Origin of the sequence: Streptomyces sp. NPDC057900, assembly GCF_042887885.1 — a bacterium.
In the GTDB taxonomy this organism is placed as follows: domain Bacteria; phylum Actinomycetota; class Actinomycetes; order Streptomycetales; family Streptomycetaceae; genus Streptomyces.
The window spans coordinates 59,190-84,837 of record NZ_JBHVOI010000004.1 but is presented as its reverse complement, the minus strand read 5'-3'; the positions used below and the strand labels follow the sequence as shown (position 1 = coordinate 84,837).

The window sequence follows — 25,648 nt, the reverse complement described above, 5'->3', positions numbered from 1 at the left end:
CGCGCCCCCCGACGCGGGGTCTCCGGCAGCGGCCCCGCGTCAGCCCTTCACGCAGATGACCTGCTTCAGCTTCGCGACGACCTCCACCAGATCCCGCTGCTGGTCGATGACCTTCTCGATCGGCTTGTACGCACCGGGGATCTCGTCCACGACACCGGAGTCCTTGCGGCACTCCACGCCCCGCGTCTGCTCCTCCAGGTCCTTCGTCGAGAAGCGCTTCCTGGCGGCGTTCCGGCTCATCTTCCGGCCCGCCCCGTGCGAGGCCGAGTTGAAGGACTTCTCGTTGCCGAGGCCCTTCACGATGTAAGAGCCGGTGCCCATCGAGCCCGGGATGATCCCGAAGTCACCGGAGCCGGCCCGGATGGCGCCCTTTCGGGTGACCAGCAGGTCCATGCCGTCGTACCGCTCCTCCGCCACGTAGTTGTGGTGACAGGAAATGACGGGTTCGAAGGTCACCTTGGCCTTCTTGAACTCCTTGCGGACCACGTCCTGGAAGAGCGCCATCATGATCGCGCGGTTGTGCTTCGCGTACTCCTGCGCCCAGAACAGGTCGTTGCGGTAGGCCTCCATGGGCGGCGTGTCCGCGATGAAGACCGCGAGGTCGCGGTCGATCAGATCCTGGTTGTGCGGCAGCTTCTGCGCCTCGCCGATATGGAAGGCGGCCAGTTCGTTGCCGACGTTCCGGGAACCGGAGTGCAGCATCAACCAGACCGAACCCGACTCATCGAGACAGAACTCGACGAAGTGATTCCCCGCTCCGAGCGTTCCCATCTGCTTCGTGGCACGTTCCCGACGGAATTTGACCGCTTCGGCCACTCCGTCGAACCGCCCCCAGAAGTCGTCCCAGTCGGTCGCCGCCAGCCCGTGCAGCCTGCCCGGGTCCACCGGATCGTCGTGCATCCCCCGGCCGACCGGAATGGCCTGCTCGATCTTGGACCGGAGCCTGGTCAGGTCCCCGGGCAGGTCGTTGGCGGTCAGCGAGGTCTTGACCGCGGACATGCCACAGCCGATGTCCACGCCCACCGCCGCCGGGCAGACCGCGCCGTGCATCGCGATGACCGAGCCGACCGTGGCGCCCTTGCCGAAGTGGACGTCCGGCATGACGGCCAGGCCCTTGATCCACGGCAGGGTGGCGACGTTGCGCAGCTGCTGCATCGCGACGTCCTCGACCTTGGCCGGGTCGGTCCACATGCGGATGGGTACCTTCGCACCCGGCACCTCTACGTACGACATAGCTCCTCGATTCCCCCGAAAAGTCTGAAAGCGCAAAACCGGTACCAAGGTCGGCAAAAGTATCGGCCGACCGGCGACCACGGCAGCGCGTGCGATACACATTGTGTCCACCGGCCGCCGACGAGCGGCAACCGTTTTTCGCACGAAGGGAGCCCAGGAACGTGCGACGAATGGCGTACGCGCCCGGCGCCGTGCTCATTGCAGCGCTCGCGGTCGGCTGCAGCAGCGGCACCGGATCCGGCGATTCCGCCACCGACAGCAAACCCGGTGCCGTGGCTTCCTCCACCGCGCCCCCGGGCAAGTACCGCACGCTTCCCGAGGCCTGCCGCTCGGTCTCGCCCGCCACCCTGAAGGACCTGCTGCCCGGCTCCGCCGAGCTGCCGGAAGCCCAGCAGGAGAAGGTCTTCGACGGTTCGCCCGCCGTCACGTACGACACCGACCGCCGGGTCGGCTGCCGCTGGAAGACCGAGGCGCCCGACGGCGCGCACAGCCTCTTCGTCGACTTCGAGCGGGTCGTCTCGTACGACCCATCCGTGAGCGACGACGACCGCGCCCGCGAGGTGTACGCGAAGAAGGAGGCCGCTGCCGACCTGCCCTCCGCGCAGCCCGGCAGCAGCACGGACAGCGGCACTCCGGACGCCTCCGACTCCCCGTCCGCGACCGCGAGCGGAAAGCCGGGCAAGGGGGACAAGGGAGACAAGGGGAGCAAGGGTGGCGGCAAGGGCGCGGGCAAGAGCTCGGATCCGGACGCGGGGGAGAGCGCCGACCCGGGTGGTTCCGGGGACGGCGGCGCCGCCGAGAACCTCCAGCCCCGGGTCCTCGATTCGCTCGGCGACAGCGCATTTCTGGACGATCTGCTCACCCGGGCAGGTTCTACCGCACAGCACCGCACCGTGAGCGTGGTATTCCGCACATCGAATGTCATCGTGACCATCCAGTACACCGCGCAGCCGGCCCTCTCCACGGAGATCCCCGACAGCAAGGAACTGCAGGAGAAGGCCCAGGCGCTGGGCCGGAAGCTGGTCGACGGCTTCAGCGAGTGACCCCGTCCCCGGCCGGTCCGGTCCGGCCCGCGGCGGGTCCGTGAGCCGACCGGCCGAGGCGGCATCCGGCCGCCGTCCGTCGTACCGTGGCCCTCCGGAACCACCGTCCGCGTCCCTGTCCACCGACCGTCCGGCCGCCCGAACGCCGCGCCACCCGAGTGAAGGAACCATGCACCGATCAGCCCCGCGACTCACCCGCATACTCGCCTGCGCCGCCGTTCCGGTGATGCTCGTCGTCGCCGGCTGCTCGTCGGACTCCGACAGCGGGAAGGACAAGGCCTCTGCCTCGTCCGCCGCACCGGAGGCCACGAAGACGGAACCCGAGGTGGCGGCCGCGAAGTTCGCCGCGCTGCCCGACCCGTGCAAGTCGATCACCGCGAAGACGGTCAAGTCCCTGGTCCCCGCGGTCAAGGACAAGCAGGGCACGCAGGGCAGGTCCAGCGACACCGCCGCCCGCGGCAGCTGCTCCTGGAACGGCCTGGACGACAACGGCGTCAAGGGCTCCCAGTACCGCTGGCTCGACACCGGCTTCACCCGCTTCGCCTCCGACCAGGCCCTGGGCAGCGGCGCGGACCGGGCCGGCGAGGACCTGACGAAGCAGGTCGCCAAGGTCAAGGCGACCGAGGGCGCCAAGAAGCTCGTCGCGGCTCCCGTCAGCGGGATCGGCGAGCAGGCCACCCTGATCACCTACGACCTCGAAAAGACGAGCGAGGACTTCCGCTACGCGACGATCGTCGCCCGTACCGGGAACGTCGTCGTGACCCTCACCTACAACGGCGCGGGTTACGCGGGGTCGAAGACCCCCTCGGCCGAGAAGATCACCACGGGCGCCAAGATGGGCGCGCGCGACGCCGTCGCCTCGGTCGCCACCGCCAACGAGAGCCCGAAGACGAGCGCGTCGCCCGACGCGCCCAAGTCGTCCGGCAAGCCCACGGACAAGGCGTCGGACAAGGCGTCGGACAAGGCTGCCGAGTAGCGTCCTCACCGGCACCCTCCCCGGGCCCCCGGGAGCCCCAACTCCCCAGCCCAGAAGCTGATTTGCGAAGCCCGGCCCTCCTCGGGGAGCCGGGCTTCGCCCCTCCCCGCGCAACACGGCTCCCACGCATGTGCCAGGCTGTGCCCGCCAGAACTCACATCGTTCCTCCGGACCGGGTGCCGGAGACGAAGAAGCGGGAAGGGGATCGCGGGTGGCCGCGATGCAGCTCACACGCACGCACCGCATACTCATCGGGCTCGTGGTGGCCGGTGCGGTGCTCATCGCGGCGATCGGCTTCGCGGGCTCGTACGCCGCGGTACGCGAACTCGCCCTGGAGAAGGGCTTCGGGAACTTCTCGCTGGTCTTCCCGATCGGCATCGACGCGGGCATCTGCGTCCTGCTCTCGCTGGACCTGCTGCTGACCTGGCTGCGCATCCCGTTCCCGCTGCTGCGCCAGACGGCCTGGATGCTGACCGCCGCGACGATCGCGTTCAACGGCGCGGCCGCGTGGCCGGACCCGCTGGGCGTCGGCATGCACGCCGTGATCCCGGTGCTGTTCGTGGTCGCCGTCGAGGCCGCCCGGCACGCCGTGGGCCGGATCGCCGACATCACGGCCGACAAGCACATGGAGGGGGTCCGCCTCACCCGGTGGCTGCTCTCCCCCGTGCCGACGTTCCGGCTGTGGCGGCGGATGAAGCTGTGGGAGCTGCGCAGTTACGAGCAGGTCATCAAGCTCGAACAGGACCGGCTGATCTATCAGGCCCGCCTCCAGGCCCGGTTCGGCCGCGGCTGGCGCCGCAAGGCCCCCGTCGAGTCCCTGATGCCGCTGCGCCTCGCCAAGTTCGGCGTTCCGCTGGCCGAGACCGGCCCGGCCGGGCTCGCCGCCGCGGGCATCGAGCCGGCGCTGCTGCCGCCGGCGCCCGTCGCCGGGGCTGTCGCCGCCGTCGACGCCGCCTCCCAGCAGCAGCCCGAACTCGTCGGCGCCCCGGACCAGGAGCAGCACGCCGGGCCGCAGCACCAGCAGCAGGACCACCAGCAGAACCAACAGAACCAGCAGCCACAGAGTGCCTTCCAGCCTCAGGCGCAGGCCCAGGCCCAGGCGCAGCACCGGAGTGCGTTCCAGCCGCACGCCCCGGTCCTCCAGCCCGCCCCCGACTCGCACGAGAGCCCGTGGTTCGCGGCGCAGTCGCCGGACGGCGCGTACGAGGGCTCGTACAACCCGACGTACCTCGACGTCCAGGAGCCCGGCCCGGTCATGATCCCGACGGGACCCGGCCGCACCCGCCCGCTGGGCAACGTCGGCACCATCGGCGGCGTCCCCGGCCCCCGTACCGAGCAGCAGCAGCCGCAGCAGCAGGCTTTCCACGAGGCCGCCGAGACGGCCGAGGCTCTCGGTGCGCCTGTTGCCGACGACGTCCGGGTGGCGGAGGAGCAGAAGCCCGTCGCCGAGGCGGCCGAGGAATGGGCCGAGGAGTGGGCGCAGGAGGACGCGGAGTTCAGCGAGATCGCCTACGAGGTGTTCGCCGCCTTCGTGACGCAGCACAGCACGTACCCGAGCATCGAGGTCCTCGACATACACCTGTCGGACGGCCACAACGTGCGGCACCCGCGCAGCGCGGCGTTGCTCCGTCAGCTGATCCAGGGCTTCAAGAACCGCTACCACGCGGAGCTGGAGGCCGACCACATCGCGTGAGCCAGTGAGCACTGAGTCTCTGAGCCGCTGAGTCTCTGAGCCGCTGAGCCGCTGAGCTCCTGAGGGCCGTCACCCCGTATCACCGGGTGGCGGCCCTCAGCGCTGTGCGCGCCCCGCGCACTCGCGCGCCCGCGTGCCTCCGGATGTCTCGAAGGAGACAGTCCCGGTACGTCCTAGGTCGTCTACATATCACGCGGTCACAGGCCTAGATTCATTCGTGTACCGCAAGTACATCGCATCAGTGAATACCCAGACGCCCGTTGAACCATTCGTCGAACCGACCATTCGCATGACCCACCGCGAAGCCGGAATCCGTAGTTCTCCGTGCCCGTATTTCCGGTATTCCCCGTACTCCCCTCACCGCACGCGTACTCCGGATTTCCAGCCGACCCACCATGAGAGGAACACCGTGTCCCGCGCAATTCCGCTAAGAGCCGTGCTCGCCTCCGCGGCCGTTCTCACGGCGATCGCGCCGATAGCCCTCCCGGCCCCCGCCATGGCGAATTCGTCCTCCCACACCGCGGCTGCCGCCGGCCGTCACACCGGGCCGGACGTGATCAACACCCGGGCGGCCGACGTCTACCCCGAGGGCGTCGCCTGGGACCCCACCCGCCGCGCCTTCCTGGTCGGCTCCGCCCTGAAGGGCACCCTCTCGGTGGTCCGGCTGGACGGCACCGTCACCGAGCTGGCACCCAGCATCGGCATGGTGTCCACACTCGGGGTCCGGGTCGACACCGCGCGCAACCGCATCCTGGTCGCCTACAGCGACTTCTGGATCCGCCAGCGCCTGGACGTCGGTGACCAGCCGCCCACCTCGGGCGTGGCCATCTTCGCCCTGGACACCGGCAAGCTGCAGCGCCGTATCGACGTCGCCAAGGGGCTCTCGCGCACCTTCGCCAACGACCTGACCTTCGACCCGCGGGGCAACATCTACGTCACGGACTCCGTGTCGGCGACGCTCCAGCGGATCGACCTGGCCGGCCACGTACATCCGGTGGTGACCGACCCCCGCTTCGCCGCGGACATCGTCGGCCTGAACGGGATCACCTGGCACCCGGACGGCTATCTGCTGGCCCTCCGTTACGACAACGGCGCCATGTTCCGGATCAGCCCGAACGCGCCGGCCCACCGCAAGGTGGCCGAAGTGAAGCTCGACCGGCCGCTCGTGGGCACGGACGGCCTCGCGCTGCGCCCGGACGGCTCCCTGGTCGTGGTGACCAACTCCATCGGTGAGGCCGTCGGCGCGCCGGGCGGAGTGGACGCCGTCACGGTCGTGGGCTCGAAGGACGGCTGGCGCAGCGCCACCGTCCGCTCGCGTGAGGAGCCGTGGCCGGTCTCCGGTCCCACGACGGTGGCCGTCACGCCGTACGGCGACTACGTGCTCAGCGGTGAGGTCGGTGTGGTGCTGGCCGGGGAGACCTCGGACCGGATCACGCTGCGCCGTGTCGCCCGCGCCGGCACGAAGCACCACGCCACCGGCTCCCACTCCGTGAGCCGTCACTCCACGAGCAACAGGGGGAACCACCGATGACCGAATCCAAACGCAACGGCGTTCTCTGGGCGCTGATCGCCACGTCGCTGCCCATGTTCATGGTCTCGCTGGACAACCTCGTCGTCACCAACGCGCTGGCGGAGATCGGCAAGGACTTCGAGGTCAAGCAGTCCGAACTGCAGTGGGTGATGAACGGCTACGTGCTGGCCTTCGCGGGTCTGCTGCTGGCCGGTGCGGCGCTGGGTGACCGGTTCGGCCGCCGGCGGGTGTTCCTCGGCGGGATCGCCCTGTTCACCGTGTCGTCCGTGGCCTGTGCGATGGCCGGTTCGGTCGTCACGCTGGTCATCGCCCGGGTGTTCCAGGGCGCGGGCGCGGCCGCCATCCTTCCGGTCTCGCTCACGCTGGCCGTCGGCGCCGTCTCCCGGGCGCAGCGGAACCTGGCGGTCGGGGTCTGGGGCGGGGTCAACGGCCTCGGTATCGCGGCCGGTCCGCTCGCGGGCGGTCTGGTCACCGAGAAGATCTCGTGGAGCTGGATCTTCTGGATCAACGTGCCCGTCGGTCTCATCGCCCTGCCGCTGGCCCTCTGGGCGGTCAAGGAGAGCCGGGGCAGGGAGCGCAGCCTGAACGTCCCGAGCATGGTCCTGGTGACCGGTTCCGTCGTGTCCGCCGTGTGGGGCATCGTCTCCGCCGCCGACCATGGCTGGACCAGCACCAGCACGATCATCGGGCTGTCCCTCACGGTGGTCCTTGCCGTGGCGTTCATCGTGTCCGAGCGCTCCAGCAGCCAGCCGCTGATTCCCTCGCACCTGTACCGGGCGCGGGCGTTCGTGCTGAGCAACGTGGTGTCGATCACGATGTACTTCGGTGTCTTCGGGTCGATCTTCTACCTCACCCAGTTCCTCCAGGGCCCGATGGGCTACACCCCCTTCGAGGCGGGTCTGCGCACCATCCCGTGGACCCTGGCGCCGATGTTCGTGGTGCCCGTCGCCAGCCAGTTCGTGGACCGGATCGGCGGCGGTGTGCTGCAGGCCGCGGGCTGCGCCCTCCAGGGCATCGGCCTCGGCTGGATCGCCCTGGTCATCACACCGGACGTCGGTTACGGCGCGATGGTGCCCGCGCTGGCCCTGGCCGGTATCGGCATGGGGCTGGTCTTCGCGGGCAACCCCGCCACGGTGATCTCGGCGGTGCCGGAGAACGAGCAGAACAAGGCGTCCGGTGCCAACAACACCAGCCGTGAGTTCGGTGGCGCGCTCGGTGTGGCCGCGCTCACCACCGTGTTCTCCCGCCAGTTCGCCGACAACACCTCGGGCGACCCGGCCTCGGCGTTCACGGACGGTCTGGAGGCCGCGCTGTGGGTCGGCGTGATCGTGGTGGCGCTCGGCGCGGTGAGCGGTCTGCTCATCCGGCGGAGCTCGGAGCTGGCCGGCGACAAGGCGGCGCACGACACCGCGGCCGCCGAGGACAGCTCGGCGGCGGTCACGGTCGCCTGACCGGAGCCGCCCCCGGGTGGGGCGGGGCCGGCCGACCGGCCCCGCCCCGCCCCACCGCCCCGCAGATCCACCCCGAGAACAGGTCTGGAGGAAACCCGATGACCACCCAGGCGCTGGAAGACGCCACGCAGAGCGTGCGGCCCGTCCTCGAATACGGGCGCACCATCGAGCGCTCCCTCGCGCACCGGTCCGCGATATCCGAGGTCTTCGTCACGGACGTCCAGAACGTACGTCCGATGGCGGTGACCGCGGGCATCCACCTGCCGCTGACCCACCTCTACTACAGCGACCACCGGCCGAGGCCGAAGCTGCACGACTCCCTGCTGCTGCTGGAGGCCGGGCGGCAGGCCTCGATCGCGGGTGGTCACACCAACGCCGGGGTGCCGGCCGGAACCGTCGCCATCGTGCACGCCTTCCAGTTCTCGCTGCGGAACCTGTCCGCGCTGCGGGTGGGCGGCGAGCCGGGGCCGCCCCGGATCGACACCGACTTCTTCGGCAAGACCGCCCGGCACAGCGGCCGGTTCCGCAAGGGCCGTCTTGAGCAGCGGATCTACATGGGTGACGTGCACGTGGGCGACCACTCCATGGACGTGCTCTTCCTCAAGGGGGACGAGAACGAGATCCTGCGCCACGCCCAGCGCGGCACGCCCGCGCCGCTCAGTACGGAGTTCACCGAGTGGCCGGGCGTCGTCCGGCGGGTGGCCCCGGAGCTGGTGGGCCGCGACAACCCGCTGAACGTGGTGCTGACGGAACCGGAGTTCACCGAGGGGTCCGTCTCCGCGCAGGTCGTACCGCGCTTCGACAACCCGGCGCTGTTCGACCACTCCTACGACCACCTGCCGGCCATGGCCCTGGTCGAGGCGGCCCGCCAGCTGGCGCTGCTGACGGCGGCCGCCGCACCGGGCTCCGGCTCCGCGTCCGGCTCGGGTTCCGGTTCCGGGGGCCTCTACGCCGCCGGTTACGAGGGCGGGTTCCAGCGGTTCGCGGAACTGGACGTCCCCCTGACCGCGACCGCGGAGCGGACTCCCGCGAGCGACGGCCGGCACACGGTACGGGTCGCATTCCGCCAGGACGACCAGGAGATCGCGGAACTCACCGTCACCGTCGTCGACGTCTCCCACCTCCACGGATTCTGAGGACCCGGCATGTCTGACACCTCATCGCCCCCACTGGCCGTCTGGTCGGACTTCGGCGGGGTCCTCACCCCTCCGCTCGGCCACACCATGAAGACGTTCTGCGCCTCGATGGGCCTCGACCAGGTGGTCCTGGGCCGGGCGCTGGCCACGGTCACCGCCCGGTACGGCACCACCGACATCATGCTGCCGATCGACACCCCGCTGGTGACCGAGGAGGAGTGGCTCCAGGAGATCGGTGACGTGCTGGAGGCCGAGCACGGCGTCCACCTCCGGCTCACCACGATGGCGGACGCCTGGTTCGACGGGCGGGAGACCAACCACGCCTGGCTGGCCCAGCTGCGCAAGATGCGGGAGCGGGGCGCGTTCGTCGGGATGCTCTCCAACATGGTTCCGGCCTGGGACCCGTACTGGCGCCGCATGATCGAGCCCGACGGGCTCTGGGACGACGTGCTCCTCTCCTTCGAGGTGGGTCACCGCAAGCCGTCCCCCGGCATGTTCGAACTCGCCGCGCGGCGGGCGGGCGTACCCCCGGAGCGCTGTGTGCTCGTGGACGACCTCCCGCAGAACTGTGCCGGTGCCGAGGCGTTCGGCTGGCAGGCGGTGCTCTTCACCGACGCCGAGAGCGCCGGCGACCAGCTCGCGTCCCTGTGGGACGAGACCAGGAGGAAGTCCGTATGAGCCGCTCCGTACTCGTCACCGGCGGAAACCGGGGCATCGGCCTCGCCACCGCCCGCGCCCTCGCGGCCGAGGGCCACAAGGTGGCCATCACCTACCGCAACGGTGAGCCCCCGCCCGGCTTCTTCGCCGTACGGTGCGACGTGACCGACCCGGCGCAGATCAAGGCCGCGGTCGAGGAAGTGTCCATCCAGCAGGGCGACATCGAGATCCTGGTCTCCAACGCGGGCATCACCCGCGACCAGTTGCTGATCGGCATGCCGGAGGACGACTTCCGCGCCGTGATGGAGACCAACTTCCAGGGAGCCGTCAGCGTCACCCGGGCGGTCGTCCCCGCGATGATCAAGGCCCGCTGGGGCCGGCTGATCTACATGTCGTCCATCAACAGCATGTCCGGCGCTCCGGGGCAGACCAACTACGCGTCCTCCAAAGCGGCGTTGATCGGATTCGCCAGGTCGCTCGCGATCGAGCTGGGCCGGCGCAACATCACCGTCAACGTGGTGGCTCCCGGAATGATCGAGACCGACATGGTCGAGGACGTCACCGACGCGCGCCGGAAGGCCGCGCTCGCCAGGACGGCGCTGGCCCGTACCGGGACCCCGGAGGAAGTCGCCGCCGCCGCGCGCTTCCTCGCCGGCGAGGACGCCTCGTACGTGACCGCCGGAGTCATCCCGGTCACCGGCGGCCTGGGCGCCGGTCACTGAGCCCACCCACAGATCTCCGGGGGTGAATCCCCGGGCCTTTCCCCACCATTGAGGAGCAAGCAGATGAGCAGCGAAGCACTCGAACTCTCCATCAACATGGGCCTGATCTTCAACGACCTGAGCGAGGAGGCGGCGCTCAAGTACGTCGCCGACTCCTTCGTCGACCACGAGGCGCAGCCCGGCGTCCCGGGCGGCCCGTACGGCTACCTCGGTACCGCCCGCTGGGTCCACAGCGCCTTCGAGGGCGCCAAGTGGGAGGAGCTGGACAGCTTCACCGAGGGCGACCGCGCGGTTCTGCGGCTGCGCTTCACCGGCAAGCACACCGGTGACTTCCTCGGCTTCGAGCCGTCCGGCGCGGATGTGGACGTCGAGCAGACCCACATCTACCGGATCGAGGACGGCAAGGTCGTCGAGCACTGGGGCTTCCGCCAGGACCTCCTGCTGCTGACCCAGATCGGCGCGATCACCCTCAAGCCGCCGACCCCGGCCGCCGCCTGACCCGTCCCACCCCACTCCCCCACTTCCCCCCCTCACCCCCACTCCCCCCTCAGCCCCACGCCCCCACAACAGCCGCGCCCCCACCCGCACCCCCCACCACCAGTGGACGCGAACCACTCACGTTTTCTCTTCACGAAAGGACCCATCATGACCGTGCAGACCGTGGAACTGGATGCCGAGCTGCGGATCCGTGTCATCGACATCGTCAACGAGGAACTGGAGCTGGACGACGACGAGCTCACCGAGGACGGCCACTTCATCGAGGACTACGACAGTGACTCGCTCACGTTGATAACCGTCGTCTCCCGGATAGAGAAGGAGCTCGGCTTCGTCCTTCCCAAGGCGGACCTGGAGTCGCTGACCACGCTCAGGGCGCTGCTGCTCGCCGTCGAGGGATGCGCACGGAATGCCTGAGCCGACCTTGCGCCGAGTCGTCATCACGGGACTCGGAGCGGTCAGCCCGGTGGGAATCGGCGTCGAGCTCTTCGCTGATTCCCTCCGGGCGGGCCGGGTCGGCATCGGGCCGGCCCGCAGCTTCGACGCCACCCCGTTCCCCAGCCGAAAGGCCGCAGAGGTCGAGGACTTCGAACCGGCCGCCCTCCTGAACCACCTCGACCCCGAGCGGTGGGGCCGCAGCGCCCTCCTCGCGGCCGCCGCCTCCCGGCTGGCGGTCGAGGACTCCGGCATCGACCCGGAGCTGCTCTCCGCCGCCCGGTCCGGCTCGATCATGGGCACCACCAGCGGCGAGTCCGCGGTCGCCCAGAGCCTGGGCGGCCAGTGGGTGACCCAGGGCCTCAAGGGCCTGGAGCCCCGGCTGGTCGGCCAGTTGCCGGCCGGTCAGATCGCCGGCGCCGTCAACGCCGAACTCGGCCTGAGCGGCGATGCCCAGACCATCCCGACCGCCTGCTCGGCCAGCAACTACGCGCTGGGGTACGCCTTCGACATGGTGCGCCTGGGCGAGGCCGACTTCATGCTGGCCGGCGGCGCCGACTCGGTGAACCGGCTGACCCATGCCGGGTTCTACGCGCTGGGCGCCATGGCGGAGGACCTGCCGCAGCCGTTCGACGCCAACCGCTCGGGCATCATCACCGGCGAGGGCGGGGCGGCGCTGCTGCTCGAACCGCTCGACCACGCGCTGGCGCGCGGCGCCCGGATCTACGCGGAGGTGCTCGGGTACGCCGCCAACTGCGACGCGTCCCACATGGTGCACCCGGACGCCACCAGCATCGCGGACTGCATCAGGGCCGCACACCTCAACGCCGGTGTCGTACCGGAGCAGATCGACTACATCTGCGCCCACGGCACCGGCACACCGACCAACGACGCGACCGAGGTCCGGGCGGTCCGCCAGGTCTTCGGGGACCGGCTGCCGCCGATCAGCTCGATCAAGTCGATGCTCGGCCACACCATGGGCGCGGCCAGCGGGTTCGGCGCGATCGCCTGCTGCGCCGCCCTGGAGCAGGGGTTCCTGCCGCCCACCGCGAACCTGGTCGAGACCGACCCGGAGCTCGGCCCCGGCGTGGACTGCGTGCCGGGTGTGGGCCGGGACGCCCGGGTGGAGATCGTCCAGAACCACGGTTTCGCCTTCGGCGGGAACAACGTCATCACCATCCTCGGGAGGTACCTGTGACCACGGCCGCGCCCGTGCAGCCCCTGCCGGTCGTCGGCGCCGGAGTGGTCTCCAGCGCGGGCTACGGACTGGCGTCCCTGGCCGGAGCGCTGGACCGGGGCTCCGTGCCGCAGGAGGCCGGGGAACCGGACGCGGCCGGGCGGGACGCGGCCTACCCGCCGCGTCCGGTCCGGTCCGTGTCCGGCTTCCGGGCCGCAGACCACCTGGGGCGCAAGGGCACCAAGATCCTCGACCGGCTGGCCGGTCTCAGCCTGGTCGCCTGCAAGCAGGCGCTCGAAGAGGCGGGCCCGGCCTCCTCCGGTACCGAACCGGCCAGGACCGGCGTGGTGCTGGCCACCAACACCGGCAGCATCGCGGGCTACTCCGACCTGCTGTACGACACCCTCACCCTGGAGAAGCCCTACCTGATCAACCCGGGCAAGTTCGCGGGCAGCGTCATGAACTGCAGTGCCGGGCAGATGGCGATCCGGCACGGCCTCAAGGGCCTGAACGCCACCGTGGCCGGCGGCCGCAGCGCCAGCCTCTACGCCTTCCGGCACGCCCGGCTGGCCATGGCCGCGGGGCGCGCCGGGGAACTGCTCGTCGGCGGTGCGGAGGAGCTCAGCGCCCCGGTCGCCTGGGCCTGGCACCACGCCGGGACGCTGCGGGAGACCGCACCGGTCGGCGAGGGCAGCGCCGTGTTCGTCGTCCGGTCCGAGGAGACCCCCGGCGAACCGGTCCTCGCGGAGCTGCTGGCCTGCGAGGTCGGCTTCCACGGGTGGGCCGGGGTCAGCGGCCGGGCCGGCCTCCGCCGCGGCCTGACGAACGGGCTGGCCGACGCCATCACCCGGGCCCTGGAGCGCAGCCAGGTGGCGGCGGAGGACGTCGCCGCCGTCTCCCTGGGCGCGGGTGACCACATCGGGCTGGACCGGCTGGAGGAGCGCGCGGTGCGGCTCGCCCTGGGCCGGCTGCCGGAGCCGGTGCGGGTGACCGAGGTGCTGGGCGAGACGTACAGCGCGGGCGGCGCCCTGCAGCTCGCGGCGCTGCTCGCCCGCTGGAAGAGCGCGCCGGGCGGCAACGGCCCCCGCGTCGGCCTGATCACCTCGGTCGGCCACGACGGCAACGCCGGTGCGCTGGTCGTACGCGAGCGGGTCTGAGTCCCGCCTACAAGAACAGGACGGTTGAGCCCCATGGTGAAGCGGGATGAGTGGGACGCGATAGTCGTCGGCAGCGGCATGGGCGGCCTGGTGTGCGCGTCGTACCTGGCCGTGAGCGGGCGCCGCGTCCTCGTACTGGAGCAGCACGACGTGGCGGGGGGAAACAGTCATGTCTTCCGCCGCCGCCGGGCCTACGAGTTCGATGTGGGCGTCCACTACCTGGGCGACTGCGGGCCGGACGGAGTGCTGCCGGCGATCTTCTCCGGGCTGGGGCTCGACGGCCGGGTCTCCTACCGGGAGATGGACCGGAACGGCTTCGACCGGATCGAGGTCCCGGGTCTCACGGTGGACGTGCCGGTCGGCTGGGAGGCCTACACGAAGCGGCTGACGGCGGCGCTGCCGGACCAGAGCGCGGGCATCGTGCGGTTCACCGGGATCTGCCGGTCCGTGGCCGGGGAGACCCGTTCGATGATGTTGTCGGACGGCGGGTCCTCGCTGGCGGACCTGCTGGCGCGCACGCCGGTCACCGCCGAGTGGGGCCGCCGGACGCTCACCGAGCTGTTCGACCACTGCGGGCTGTCGCCCCGGGCCCGCACCGTGCTGGCCGCCCAGTCGCCCAACTACGGGATGGGGCCGCGCCAGGCCACCGTCTCCACCCACGCGGCGGTCACCGACCACTACCTGCGGGGCGCCTACTACCCGGAGGGCGGCGGCCAGGTGCTCGCGGCCGCACTGGTCGAGGGGCTTGAGGCGCACGGCGGGGAGCTTCGGACCAAGAGCCGGGTGGAGCGCATCCTCGTCGAGGACGGCCGGGTCACCGGGGTGGGGATGAAGGACGGCGACGTCCTCCGCGCCCCGCTGGTGGTGTCGAACGCGGACTACTCGCGGACGGTGCTGGACCTGGTGGGCGAGGAGCACTTCGGCCGCCGGGTGGTCTCCCGTACCCGGCAGGCGAAGATGGCGCTGCCGCTGGCCACCCTCTACGTCGCGCTCGACAAGGAGCTGCCGGCCCGCCCGAACGCCAATCTGTGGTGGTACCGGGACGCCGACATCGAGGGCTACTACGAGCAGCTGGAGAAGGAGAGCATCAGCCCGGTGCCGTTCCTGTTCGCGTCGTTCGCGTCGCTGAAGGACCCGGACACGCCGGCCGTCTGCCCGCCGGGGCACAGCAACTTCCAGGTGATGACGCTGTGTCCGCCCGGATACGAGTACTGGGGGGTGAACGAGGGGCCCGCGGCCGGTGAGCGCTACCGGCGCAACGGGGGCTACCAGGAGCGCAAGGCCGAGCTGACCGCGTCGATGCTGAGTACGGCGGAGGAGGTGCTCGGCCCGTTCCGCGACCACATCGTGCACCTGGAGACGGCGACCCCGATCACCCACGAGCGCTACACGCTGGCCACCGGCGGGACGCCCTACGGGCTGGCCGAGTGGGGCGGTACGGGCAGCCGCCCCGACACCCGCACCACCATCGAGGGGCTGCACATGGTGGGCACCAACACCCGGCACGGCACCGGGATCACCGGCTCCGCGGTCGGCGGCATGGTGCTGGCGGGGCAGATCCTGGGCCGCGCCCTGATGGCCGAGGTGCACGGGGGCGCGCTCCTGGGCGACCCCGATCTGCTCCCGGAGCGCGCGGACGGCTGGGACCCGCTGGCCGTCTCGCGCGGCTCGCAGCGCCGTAACGCCCGCGGCCTGGCCCGGATTGGCTGAATGCCGCGGACCGGCACCAGGAAGGCCCCGTAACCGCTCATCGGTTACGGGGCCTGCCGCGTGGGGCGGAGGCGCTACTTGGCGCGTCCCAGACCGAGCTGGCCCGCCCAGCCGCCGTCCACGCGCAGCAGTTCGCCGGTGATGTACGAGGAGTCCTCGCCAGCCAGGAAGGACACCGCGCCGGCCACCTGCTCGGGCGTCGCGAACTCGCGCAGCGGCAGCTGGCGCTTGATGCTCCGGCCGCCGTCCTTCTCCAGCAGTCCGCCGATCAGCTCCGTCTCGGTGAACCCGGCGAGGACCGCGTTGACCCGGACCTCGAAGCGGGCCAGTTCGACGGCGGCGACCCGGGTGAAGGAGTTGACGGCCCCCTTGGAGGCGGAGTAGTTGGACTGGCCTATCCAGCCGCCCTCGCCCATGACGGAGGAGATGTTGATGATGTTGCCGTCGCGCTGGGACATGAAGTGCCCGGCGGCCGCCCGGGTGCAGTGGTAGACGCCGCCGATGTTGACCCGGAGCACCTCCCACCAGTCCTCGGGCGACTGGTCGAAGATGAGCCCGTCGCGGGCCACTCCGGCGTTGTTCACCAGGATGTGCAGCCCGCCGAGGCCGGCCGTCGTCTCGTCCACCAGCCGCTGGGCGGCCTCGGGGTCCGCCACGTCGGCCTGGAGGGCGATGGCCCGCCCGCCGAGTGCGGTGATCTCCTCGACGGTGCGTTCGGCCTCGTCCTTGCGGGAGCGGTAGTTCACGGCGACCGCGGCCCCGTCGGCGGCGAGACGGAGCGCGATGGCCCGCCCGATGCCGCGGGAACCACCGGTGACCAGAGCTGCCCGGCCTTCGAGGGTCATCGACTGTCTCCTTCTCCAGATGAATTGAGCGGACGCGGTAATTCCGTGAGCGGAATATGACGCTCAGTGAATTACGTGCAGGGGAAAAGCAAATACCGAATACCGAATATCCGAACAAGCGTATCCAGCGACCCCGGGGTGGAGGCCGTCCTTCCGATGCCACCTCGGCGTCCCGCCGTGTTCCTTTCGGTGCACCGGCATGCGGGGCGAACCATTCCCAAGTGGTCCGGCGCGGGTTGCGGGAATTGGCCTGGCTGCATCTGCCGGACCACTGCGACGCTCTTTTCACTACGACAGCGAAGGGCGGTAAACAGATGAGGAAGAAAGGCAATTCACCTTCCGTCATCGTCGGATACGGGCACGCGGGCCGCGATCTCCACCATCGGGCGCTGCGGGACATCACCGGCGGCCGGTCCTTGGTGATCGCCGTCGACCCGCGTCCCGCGGAGGTGATCGGAGGGGAGTGGGTACCGGACATCCGCGGCGCGGTGGCCGAGCTGTGGGCGGCCGGGTACCGGGTGGCCGACGCCGTCTTCCACGTGGCCGTGCCGCCGAACGCGCACCGGGACTGCATGGAGCAGCTCCTGCGCGTCGGGGCCCAGCGCTTCATCCTGGAGAAGCCGATCGCCAACACCATCGAGGACGCCGCCCACTTGGTGGACCTGGCGGAGGCGACCGGCACCGTGGTGCTGCCGATGAGCGTCTGGCCGTCCAGCCGGGTCACGGAGGCCGCGGAGGAGCTGGTGGCCTCCGGGGCGATCGGCGAGCCGGTCTCCTACCACATGGAGCAGAGCAAGCCGCGCTTCCGCCGTTCGCTGCAGACCCAGGGCCACGGCAGCGCCTTCGAGGTGGAGCTGCCGCACCAGCTGCTGCTCGCCCTGCACCTCGCGGGGTCCGTCGCGGAGGTAACGGAGTCGCGCGGCTGGGACCTGCCGCTGCCGTTCGGCCGGCTCGACCGGATGGGCGGCGCCGAGGTCGAGCTGCTGCACACCTCCGGTGTCCGGACCACGCTGTACACCGATCTCGCCTCGCCCGTACGCCGCCGCCGGCTGCACATCCACGGCTCAGAGGGCACCCTCGTGGCCGACTACCCCGTCTCCGGGGACGACGACTTCGGCCAGGTCCGCATCGCCGGACGGCCGGTCCGCACGGTCGTCCAGGACGCCCCGCTGACCCGGTTCATCGAGCACGCCTACGAGCACTTCCGCGGCGAGCGCCCGGCACCGCGCAGCGATCTCGCCCTGCACCTGGAGTCCATGGAGCTCCTGGACACCGCCCGCACCGCGGCGTTCGCGGCCTCCGGTGCCACCGTCCCGCAGGAAGCGGCATGAGCACCGTCGTGATCATCGAGCCCCGCTCCTCGGGGCTGGAGCTGGTGACCCGGGCGCACGAACTCGGGCACACCGTCATCGTCCTGAGCTCGGCCACCGGGCCCGGCCAGGACCCGGGGAAGGCCGACCGGGTGATCCACGCGGACACCCACGACCGGGCCGCCGTGCTCGGCCTGCTCCGCGACCTGCACGCCGAGACCCCGGTCGACGCGGTCCTGCCCGGCTTCGAGCGCTTCGTCTCGCTCGCCGCCCACGCCGCCGCCGCGCTCGGCCTGCCCGGCATCCCGCCGGACGGCGTGGCGCCGCTGCGTCACAAGCACCGGATGCGCCGGGCCGTGGACGCGGCGGGCCTCGACCAGCCCCGCTACCGGGCCGTCTCCTGCTCGCGCTCCGCCGCCGCCGCGTACGCGGAGCTCGGCCCGGTCTGCGTGGTCAAACCGGTCGACCAGTCGGGGAGCCTCGGCGTGCGCCGGGTGGGCTCGGAGCGGGAGGCCGTCGACGCGTTCCGCCGGGCGCTGCGCACCGGCCGGTCCGCCGGCTCGGACGGACCGGGACTGGTGCTGGTCGAGGAGTACGTCCAGGGGCCCGAGTACAGCGTCGAGGGGTACGTCGAGGACGGCCGGGTGCACGTGCTCGCCATCACGGAGAAGATCCTCGGGCAGGAACCGCACTTCGTCGAGGTCGGGCACATCGTGCCGGCCCGGCTGGCGGCGCGGACGGCCGACCGGATCAGCTCGTACGTCGTCCGGGTCCTGGAGGCCGTCGCCCTGGGCATCGGCCCGTTCCACGCCGAGCTGCGGATGTCCGCGCGCGGCCCGCTGCTGATGGAGGTCGCGGCCCGGCTGCCCGGCGACCGCATCCCGGAGCTGCTGCGCCTGGCCCGGGGCCACGACCTGTACGAGATCATGCTGCGCTGCTATCTGGGGCTGCCCAACCCCGCACCGGCCACGGCCCGTTCCGGTACCCGGGCCGGTATCCGCTACTTCCTGCGGCCGGGGCTCGACACCTACCGCGAGTTCCGCGTCGACCCGGTGATCGAGTCCGATCCCCGGGTGCGGGAGATAGCCGTCCTGCTGCCGCCGGGCAGCGCGCTCTCCGAGCCCGGCAGCTCGTCCGGCCGGCTCGGCTACGTGCTCGCCGCCGGCGCCTCGTACCGGGAGACCGCGGGGGTACTGCGGCGTGCCGAGCGCGCCGTGACCTTCACCTGAACGACCCGCACGCCTGTACCGACCATCCGGAGAACCGATGAACCGCCATGTCCTGATCCTCAACCGCTGGGCCAACTCCTTCGCTGAGTACCACCGTTACCTCGACCACGCCACCGACCGCATCGCCTACCTCACCACCGCCGCCGGGCGGCAGCCGATCGACGAGGAACTGGCCGAGTCCGTCCGGGTGGTCTCCGATCTCACCGACACCGCGGAGGTCCTGGCCCAGACAGCCAGGCTCATCGGCCTCTACGGCCCGTTCACCCACGTACTGGCGCTCTCCGAGTTCGATCTGGAGGCGGCGGGCGAGATCCGCCGGCACTTCTCCATCCCCGGGCGCGGCCCGGCGGAGGTCGCCGCCGTGCGGGACAAGGTCGTGATGAAGGGGCTGGTCGCGGCGGCCGGGCTGCGGGTGCCCGCGTTCGCGGGGACGCCGGACGCCGGTGCGGTACGGGAGTTCGCCGCCCGGCACGGCTACCCGTTCGTCCTCAAGCCGCGTGCGGGCGCCGACAGCCAGGGCGTGCACGTGGTCCGCTCGCAGGACGGGCTGGAGGCCCTGCTGGACGGCGCGGAGCTGTCCGACGCCCAGTGCGAGGAGTTCGTCGACGGGGTGCTCTACCAGATCGACGGAGTGGTGAGGGGCGGCGAACTGCTCACCTCGCGCGCCTGGCGCTGCGGCGCCAGCTGCCTGGACTTCGCCACCGGTACGGCCTTCAGCTCGGTCGCCAACGACGACCCCGAGTTCGAACGGCGGGTGACCGCCTTCGCGGAGCGGGTCTGCGCCGCCCTCGCGCTCACCGACGACGTCTTCCACCTGGAGGTGTTCCGCACCCCGGAGGCCGACGGTGACGACCTGGTGTTCCTGGAGATCGGGGCGCGGGCCGGCGGCGGCCAGGTCCGCTACGTCTGGGAGGAGGTGTACGGGGTCGACCTGGTCGCCGCCTCCGCGCTGGTGCAGCTCGGCGAGGAGCTCGGCATCGAGCCGATGGACCTGGCAGGACCGGTCGCCGGGTACCTGATGATGCCCGAACCGCCCGTCCGCCCGGCCGTGGTGGAATCGGTGACCTCCCTGGTGGACCGGGTGCCCGAGCTGTACGCGGAGACGCTGCCGCCCCCCGGCACCGTGCTCAGCGGCAACGGCGGCGCCGTGCACACCGCGGGGACGTTCCGCTACCGGGCGGCCACCTCGGAGCAGGTCGAAGCGGCGATCCGGCGGACGATGGCCGCCTACCGGCTCGACTGGCACCCGCTCGACGCGCACTCCACCGACACCAGGGGTCCGGCAGTCCGGGAGGCGGCCCATGTCGTCCTCTGAGCTCCTGGACCGGTCCGGACAGCAGGCCCCCGAGCCACCGCGCGGACTCTGGCACCACCGGGACTTCCGCAGGCTGTGGGCCGGCCAGACGGTCTCGCTGCTCGGCTCCCGGGTCACCGAACTGGCCCTGCCGGTCACCGCGATCGTGCTGCTCGACGCGGGCCCGGCGCAGCTGGGGCTGCTGAACAGCGCCCAGTACCTGCCGGTGCTCTGCGTCACCCTGTTCGCCGGCGTACTGGCCGACCGGGTGCGCCGCCGCCCGCTGCTGATCGCCGCCAACCTCGGCCGGGCCTCCATCCTCACCGCGGTACCGCTGCTCGCCTGGCTGGGCGGGCTCGGCGTCTGGGCCCTGTGCGCGGTGGCGTTCGCCACCGGGGTGCTCACCGCCCTGTTCGACGTGGCGTACCAGGCGTACGTGCCCTCGCTGGTGGCCAAGGAGCGGCTGGTCGAGGGCAACAGCAAGCTCCAGGCGAGCCGTTCGGTCGCGGAGACCGCCGGACAGGGGCTCGGCGGCACACTGATCCAGGTGCTCACCGCGCCCGTGGCCATCCTGGTCGACTGCGCGGGCTACCTCTTCTCGGCCGTGATGCTGCTGCGCATCCGTACACCGGAGACGCCGCCGGCCCGCCCGGACGGTGTCCGCCCCTCCATCCGCAAGGAGATCGCCGCCGGGCTGCGCATGACGCTGCACAGCAGGCTGCTGCGGGTGATCATGCTGCACGCGTCCTGGTACAACCTGCTCTGGGACATCGTCCTGGTCGTCTTCCCGCTCTACGGCATCCGGGAACTGCACCTCGGCCCGGCCGGTCTCGGCGTGATCATCGCGGTCGGCAGCCTCGGCGCGTTCGGCGGCGCCCTGTCCGCGGGCCCGCTCGGGGCGCGGCTCGGGGTGGGCCGCACGATGGTCCTCGGCATGCTGGTGGCCTCCGCCGCGACCCTGCTGCTGCCGCTGGCGCCCGGTTCCGGCAGCACCTCCGGCCATCTGCTGCTCGGGGTCGGCTACGTCCTCAACGGCTTCGGCATCTCGGTCTTCAACATCCACTCGATCACGCTGCGCCAGGCGACCGTGCCCGCCGAACTCATCGGCCGGGTCAGCGCCACCTTCCGGTTCCTGACCTGGGCGGTGATCCCGCTGGGCGGGCTGCTCGGCGGACTCCTCGCGGCGGCGGTCGGCCCGCGCGCCGCGCTGGCCGTGACGGCGGGCGGGCTGACCGCGGGCGCGCTGGTGTTCCTGTGCTCCCGCACGGCCGTACGTTCATGAGCCGCCGTACGTTCATGACCGCCGTACGGTGATCAACCGTTTCCCGTTCCGCTTCCAGGAGGCAGATGTGTACGTCAAGGTATGCGGCCTGAGCCGCCCGCAGGATGTGGCGGCCGCCGTCCGGGCCGGGGCCGACGCGATCGGCTTCGTCCTCACGCCGAGCCCCCGCCAGGTCACCCCGGCCGCCGTCCGCGCGCTGGTCGCGGAGGTACCGGAGGGCACCGCCACGGTCGCCGTGTTCCGGGGCGAACCGCTCGAAGAGGTGCGCGGGGCCGCCGCGGAGGCGGGCGTCGACACCGTGCAGCTGCACGGCTCGGAGCCGCCCGAGGCGTTCGCCGCGCTGCGCGCCGACGGGTTCCGGCTGATCCGGGCCGCGTCACCGGGGAGCGGGGCGCCGCTGGAGAGCGGTGCGTACGGGGAGGACCTGCTGATCATCGACTCGCCCAGCCCCGGTTCCGGCGAGCGCTGGGACCCGGCCGCGCTCGGCGGCTCCCCCGCCGGTCCGTGGCTGCTGGCCGGCGGGCTGGACCCGGACAACGTCGCCGGGGCGGTGGCGGGACTGCGGCCCTGGGGGGTCGATGTCTCCAGCGGCGTCGAGAGCTCCCGGGGGGTGAAGGACCCGGCGCTCATCGAGCGGTTCGTGGCGGAGGCCAAGGCGCTCGCGTAAGCACTCCGCCACACCCCGCCACCGCACTGCCTCCAAGTGCGAACGGACTGCCTCCTAAGGCGGATTGAGGACGGGCCGACGCGGCCCGCACTATCGGATGGCCGCTTCCCGGACCCGTATGGGAGCACCCGGGCACCCACCTGGTGACGGCACTTCGTCCACCTCAACCGCCGATCCACCTGGGGGATCCATGTGGCTGCCCGCTTCCGGGAAGCACCACGACTTCGTCGAGCGCTATCTCGCTCTGCACGACCGGTACACCTCGGGTGAACTCGGTGAGGACGAGTGGCGTGCGTGGGCGCGGCGGCAGTTGCGCGAGGTCGTCGCGCTCGCCCGGAGCGGGTCGCCCTTCTACGCCCGGCACCTGGCCGGTGTGTCCACGCAGGAGCTGACCCTCGACGGGCTGAGCGCGCTGCCCTTCACCACGAAGGACGATCTGCGCACGGCCATGTCCGACATCCTCAGCCGGGATCTCGACGAGGCGTGCTTCTACTACGAGACGACCGGCACCACCGGACCGGCCACCCCCTGTCCGCGCGACCCGCGCGAGGTGATCGCCTCCAACGCCCATGTGACGGAGAGCTGGCGCAACATCTTCGCGGACGTCTTCGGCGACCGGGCCCCGCGCGTCGGCGTGATGGGCCCCACCGAGGTGCACTCGCTCGGTGACACCCTCGGGGACGTGGCCCGCAACGTGGGCTCCGCCGTCGCCAAGATCTGGCCGTACTCCCCCGTCATCGGCTTCCCCAAGGCGCTCCAGCTGATCCGGGACCTGGCCCTCGACGTGGTGTTCTGCACCCCGAACGTGGCGCTCTCGCTGGCGAAGGCCGCCCGCGCCCAGGGGCTCGATCCGCGCCGGGACTTCGGCGTGAAGGTCTTCCTGGTGACCGGGGAGATGTGCACGCCCGACCTGGCCCGGCAGATCGACCAGGCCTGGGGCGCCCGTACGTACAACGCGCTCTACGGCTCGCAGGAGACCCTGGTCGTCGCCTCCGCCTGCGCCCGCGGCCGGCTGCACCTGGCCCGGCCCAACTACATCGCGGAGCTGGTCGATCCGGACACCGGAGCCGTGCTCGGTGACCGGGGCACCGGCGAACTCGTCGTCACCATGCTGATCGACGGCATCAAGCCGCTGATCCGCTACCGCACCGGCGACCTCGTCGAACTCGCCGCCAACGACTGCGGCTGCGGCATCCGGGGTCCGGTGATCCGGGTCGTCGGCCGCACCCGCGACCGGATCGTGCTCGGCGGCCGGAGCTTCCAGGCCTGGCAGGTCGAGCGGGCCGTGCTCCAGCGGATCGACCACAGCTACGGCTACCAGGTCGTCATCGACCGGGACGCGGACGGCGAAGACCTGATCACCGTACGGCTCGACCTGCCGGACGGACCCGAACCCGGCCTTGCGGCCGCGCACGCGGCGCGGGTCGCGGACTCCCTCGGGGTGCGCTGCCGGGTGGAGCTGCCCGAGGAGCTGGACCCGGTCACCACGACCGGCGCCTTCGTCAGCTGGAAGGCCGCACGCATCCACGACCGGCGGACCGCCGTCGATCACGAGACGGCCGCCGCCCGCCGGCTGGCCGGGGCACGGGGGCACCGCGCATGACAGAGCCGATGCTGCATCCTCACGGCTACACCCTGGACACCGGGGACCGGTCCGATCCGACGCCGTTCCCCATCCTGTGGGAACCCGCCCGAATACCGCACTCGCCGCTGCTGCGCTCCGGCACCCTGCGGATCGGCACCCTCGGCCCGGACGGCACCACCTCGATGGTCGCCCTCGGCCGCCTCGGCTACCGGCTCGCCCACCTCGGCGGACCCGAGGTGGAGGCGGTGCCGTACGACTCCTTCGAGGAGCTCCTCGCGGCCGTCGGCAGCCGGGGCGGCCCCGCCTACGCCCTGGTGCCGGGGGCCGCCGAGTGCGCCACCCGGTTCTTCTGGTCGCCCCGGCTGCGGCTGGACGCCACGTTCTCCACCCCGACCCCCGAGTACGGCATCGCCTCCTACGGGACCGGGCTGCGCGAGGGCGTCCTGCGGCTGGCGACCCTGCACGAGACCCGGCGCCTGGTGGAGCTCCTGGACGGGGTGGAGGGCGGGCGGGGCGGCTACGAGATCGCCTGGGTGCCCGCCGAGTCCACCATCCACGCCGCCCAGCTGGTCTCGGAGGGACGCGCGGACGCCGCCGTCACCAACGAGCCCGGCCGGGCCGCGCACCGGCTGCGGTTCCAGGTCTCGCGGCCGGGCGTCCCGATGGTTTGGATGGTGTTCGGACCCGCCGTACTCGCCCGGCCCGAGTCCACCCTCCGACACACCCTGGGGAGTTGATCATGACCACTGACCGCCGACTGCTGCTGCACGACGTCACCGTCCAGGAGGGTCTGGGCCGCGCCTCGCTGCCCGCCCGCTCGGTACTGCTGGACGGCGAGCGGATCGAGGCCGTCCTGCCGGCCGGACAGGCGCCCGCGGAGGGCGACTTCGTCCGCTGGGACCTGGCCGGCGCCACCGTGCTGCCCGGCATGACGCTGGGCCACACCCATATCGCGTACGTCAATGTCACCAACGGCCGCGAGACCCTGTTCAAGTACCGGGTGCCCGAGGTCGCCATGCATGCCGCCCGGCACGCGGCGGACCTGCTGACCTGCGGATACACCGCGTTCGTCGGGGCCGGATCGGTCGCCGGGATCGACATGGCGCTGAAGAACGCCATCGCGGCCGGCGCCATCCGGGGACCGCGCATCACCCCGTGCAGCCGCGACCTGATGGTGTCCGGCCCGCCGGGGCGGCGCTCGCCCGAGCTCAAGGAGCGGATGCCCCGGGAGCTGATGCCGGTGGTGGACGTCCTCGGGGACCTGGTGAAGTACACCGAGGAGGAGGTCGACGAGGGCGCCGAGATCATCAAGGTGTTCTCGTCCGGCGACGACACCTTCCCCAACGCCCGCTCCGAGGAACTGCTCTTCACCCGCGAGGAGTTGACCACGGTCGTGGAGACCGCGCACCGGCGCGGCGCCCGGGTGCGGGCCCACTCCCGAGGGCTGGCCGGCATCCGCAACGCGCTGGCCGCCGGGGTCGACGTCATCGACCACGCCACCTACGCGGACGACCGGGCGCTCGACGAGATCGCGGAGCGCGGGGTGTTCGTCGTGCCGAGCCTGTTCCAGCCCGACCGGCTGCTGGCCCTGGGCGAACGGTTCGGCAAGGCCCCTGACTACCTGGAGTCCCTGGACTTCAAGGACGAGATCGAGAACACCCTGCGCTTCCTGCCCCGGGCGGAGGGCCTCGGCCTGAAGATCGTGCCGGGTGACGACTTCGGCTTCGCCTGGACCCCGCACGGCACGTACGCGGACGAGCTGGTGATGTACACCGAGCGGGCCGGCATCGCACCGGAGACGGTCATCAAGTGGGCCTGCGCCCACGGCGCGGAGCTGGCCGGGCGCGGTGCGGACGCGGGAGTGGTGGCGCCCGGCCGCCTCGCGGACCTGGTGGTCCGGGACCGTGACCCCGCGGCCGACCTGACCGTGCTCCAGGACAAGGAGTCGCTGCGGTCCGTGCTGATCGGCGGGGAACACGTGGCGGGCCCGGTGGCGCCTCCCGCGTCCTGATTCTCCGTT

23 protein-coding genes are annotated in these 25,648 nt (G+C 71.5%); 21 read left to right on the top strand and 2 right to left on the bottom strand.

All coding sequences use genetic code 11. The features are described from left to right. Window positions 1-39 precede the first annotated feature (39 nt). Entirely contained in the window at window positions 40-1,233 is a 1,194-nt protein-coding gene (locus ACFVQ0_RS17895; RefSeq protein ID WP_390089040.1) for an RtcB family protein, read from the bottom strand. 170 nt (window positions 1,234-1,403) lie between these two features. Here ACFVQ0_RS17895 and ACFVQ0_RS17890 point away from each other — a divergent pair, with 170 nt between their 5' ends. From ACFVQ0_RS17890 to ACFVQ0_RS17830, 13 genes are all read left to right on the top strand, one after another. Next, the gene (locus tag ACFVQ0_RS17890) at window positions 1,404-2,276 is read left to right on the top strand and encodes a DUF3558 domain-containing protein (protein WP_390089791.1); all 873 of its coding nucleotides are present in this window, start codon (window positions 1,404-1,406) and stop codon (window positions 2,274-2,276) included. A 169-nt stretch (window positions 2,277-2,445) separates the two neighbouring features. Continuing rightward, window positions 2,446-3,252: a DUF3558 family protein gene (locus tag ACFVQ0_RS17885; RefSeq protein WP_390089038.1), complete on the top strand. Its 807-nt coding sequence runs from the start codon at window positions 2,446-2,448 to the stop codon at window positions 3,250-3,252. A 220-nt stretch (window positions 3,253-3,472) separates the two neighbouring features. Further along, entirely contained in the window at window positions 3,473-4,945 is a 1,473-nt protein-coding gene (locus ACFVQ0_RS17880) for a DUF2637 domain-containing protein (protein ID WP_390089036.1), read from the top strand. Window positions 4,946-5,381: 436 nt separating this feature from the next. Further along, a complete protein-coding gene (locus ACFVQ0_RS17875; protein ID WP_390089034.1) occupies window positions 5,382-6,476 on the top strand; it encodes an SMP-30/gluconolactonase/LRE family protein in 1,095 nt (364 codons plus the stop codon). After that, entirely contained in the window at window positions 6,473-7,927 is a 1,455-nt protein-coding gene (locus ACFVQ0_RS17870) for an MFS transporter (protein WP_390089032.1), read from the top strand. The genes ACFVQ0_RS17875 and ACFVQ0_RS17870 overlap by 4 nt, the downstream gene beginning before the upstream one ends. A gap of 98 nt (window positions 7,928-8,025) precedes the next feature. After that, window positions 8,026-9,063, top strand: a complete 1,038-nt coding sequence (locus ACFVQ0_RS17865; RefSeq protein ID WP_390089030.1) for an AfsA-related hotdog domain-containing protein — start codon at window positions 8,026-8,028, stop codon at window positions 9,061-9,063. Window positions 9,064-9,072: 9 nt separating this feature from the next. Further along, on the top strand, window positions 9,073-9,741 hold the full coding sequence (locus ACFVQ0_RS17860; RefSeq protein ID WP_390089028.1) for an HAD family hydrolase: 669 nt from the start codon (window positions 9,073-9,075) through the stop codon (window positions 9,739-9,741). Continuing rightward, window positions 9,738-10,442 (top strand): 3-oxoacyl-ACP reductase FabG, encoded by a 705-nt coding sequence (gene fabG / locus ACFVQ0_RS17855; RefSeq protein ID WP_390089026.1) that lies wholly within the window; start codon window positions 9,738-9,740, stop codon window positions 10,440-10,442. The genes ACFVQ0_RS17860 and fabG overlap by 4 nt, the downstream gene beginning before the upstream one ends. Before the next feature lie 63 nt (window positions 10,443-10,505). Continuing rightward, the gene (locus ACFVQ0_RS17850) at window positions 10,506-10,940 is read left to right on the top strand and encodes an ester cyclase (protein WP_390089024.1); all 435 of its coding nucleotides are present in this window, start codon (window positions 10,506-10,508) and stop codon (window positions 10,938-10,940) included. Between the two features lie 147 nt (window positions 10,941-11,087). Then, entirely contained in the window at window positions 11,088-11,354 is a 267-nt protein-coding gene (locus ACFVQ0_RS17845; RefSeq protein WP_311304967.1) for an acyl carrier protein, read from the top strand. Further along, entirely contained in the window at window positions 11,347-12,570 is a 1,224-nt protein-coding gene (locus ACFVQ0_RS17840) for a beta-ketoacyl-[acyl-carrier-protein] synthase family protein (protein WP_390089022.1), read from the top strand. The genes ACFVQ0_RS17845 and ACFVQ0_RS17840 overlap by 8 nt, the downstream gene beginning before the upstream one ends. Continuing rightward, the gene (locus ACFVQ0_RS17835; RefSeq protein ID WP_390089020.1) at window positions 12,567-13,706 is read left to right on the top strand and encodes a beta-ketoacyl synthase N-terminal-like domain-containing protein; all 1,140 of its coding nucleotides are present in this window, start codon (window positions 12,567-12,569) and stop codon (window positions 13,704-13,706) included. Before ACFVQ0_RS17840 ends, ACFVQ0_RS17835 begins: the two co-directional genes overlap by 4 nt. A gap of 33 nt (window positions 13,707-13,739) precedes the next feature. Further along, complete coding sequence (locus ACFVQ0_RS17830; protein WP_390089017.1) at window positions 13,740-15,416, top strand: phytoene desaturase family protein; 1,677 nt, start codon at window positions 13,740-13,742, stop codon at window positions 15,414-15,416. 74 nt (window positions 15,417-15,490) lie between these two features. Here the strand turns inward: ACFVQ0_RS17830 and ACFVQ0_RS17825 are convergent, their stop codons facing one another. Beyond that, on the bottom strand, window positions 15,491-16,261 hold the full coding sequence (locus ACFVQ0_RS17825; protein WP_390089015.1) for a 3-oxoacyl-ACP reductase family protein: 771 nt from the start codon (window positions 16,259-16,261) through the stop codon (window positions 15,491-15,493). 314 nt (window positions 16,262-16,575) lie between these two features. Here ACFVQ0_RS17825 and ACFVQ0_RS17820 point away from each other — a divergent pair, with 314 nt between their 5' ends. The 8 genes from ACFVQ0_RS17820 to ACFVQ0_RS17785 all read left to right on the top strand — a co-directional run bounded on the left by ACFVQ0_RS17820 (window position 16,576) and on the right by ACFVQ0_RS17785 (window position 25,639). After that, complete coding sequence (locus ACFVQ0_RS17820) at window positions 16,576-17,592, top strand: Gfo/Idh/MocA family protein (protein WP_390089013.1); 1,017 nt, start codon at window positions 16,576-16,578, stop codon at window positions 17,590-17,592. Then, window positions 17,589-18,800, top strand: a complete 1,212-nt coding sequence (locus tag ACFVQ0_RS17815) for an ATP-grasp domain-containing protein (RefSeq protein ID WP_390089011.1) — start codon at window positions 17,589-17,591, stop codon at window positions 18,798-18,800. Before ACFVQ0_RS17820 ends, ACFVQ0_RS17815 begins: the two co-directional genes overlap by 4 nt. A 37-nt stretch (window positions 18,801-18,837) precedes the next feature. Further along, window positions 18,838-20,115 carry an acetyl-CoA carboxylase biotin carboxylase subunit family protein gene (locus ACFVQ0_RS17810; RefSeq protein WP_390089009.1) on the top strand — a complete coding sequence of 426 codons (1,278 nt, stop codon included), beginning with the start codon at window positions 18,838-18,840 and terminating at the stop codon, window positions 20,113-20,115. Continuing rightward, on the top strand, window positions 20,102-21,376 hold the full coding sequence (locus ACFVQ0_RS17805; RefSeq protein WP_390089007.1) for an MFS transporter: 1,275 nt from the start codon (window positions 20,102-20,104) through the stop codon (window positions 21,374-21,376). The genes ACFVQ0_RS17810 and ACFVQ0_RS17805 overlap by 14 nt, the downstream gene beginning before the upstream one ends. 67 nt (window positions 21,377-21,443) lie before the next feature. Beyond that, on the top strand, window positions 21,444-22,043 hold the full coding sequence (locus tag ACFVQ0_RS17800; RefSeq protein ID WP_390089005.1) for a phosphoribosylanthranilate isomerase: 600 nt from the start codon (window positions 21,444-21,446) through the stop codon (window positions 22,041-22,043). Between the two features lie 190 nt (window positions 22,044-22,233). Beyond that, the gene (locus tag ACFVQ0_RS17795) at window positions 22,234-23,646 is read left to right on the top strand and encodes a phenylacetate--CoA ligase family protein (RefSeq protein WP_390089003.1); all 1,413 of its coding nucleotides are present in this window, start codon (window positions 22,234-22,236) and stop codon (window positions 23,644-23,646) included. After that, a complete protein-coding gene (locus tag ACFVQ0_RS17790) occupies window positions 23,643-24,365 on the top strand; it encodes a hypothetical protein (protein WP_389211360.1) in 723 nt (240 codons plus the stop codon). The genes ACFVQ0_RS17795 and ACFVQ0_RS17790 overlap by 4 nt, the downstream gene beginning before the upstream one ends. Window positions 24,366-24,367: 2 nt before the next feature. Continuing rightward, complete coding sequence (locus ACFVQ0_RS17785) at window positions 24,368-25,639, top strand: amidohydrolase family protein (RefSeq protein ID WP_390089001.1); 1,272 nt, start codon at window positions 24,368-24,370, stop codon at window positions 25,637-25,639. The last annotated feature ends 9 nt before the right edge of the window (window positions 25,640-25,648 follow it).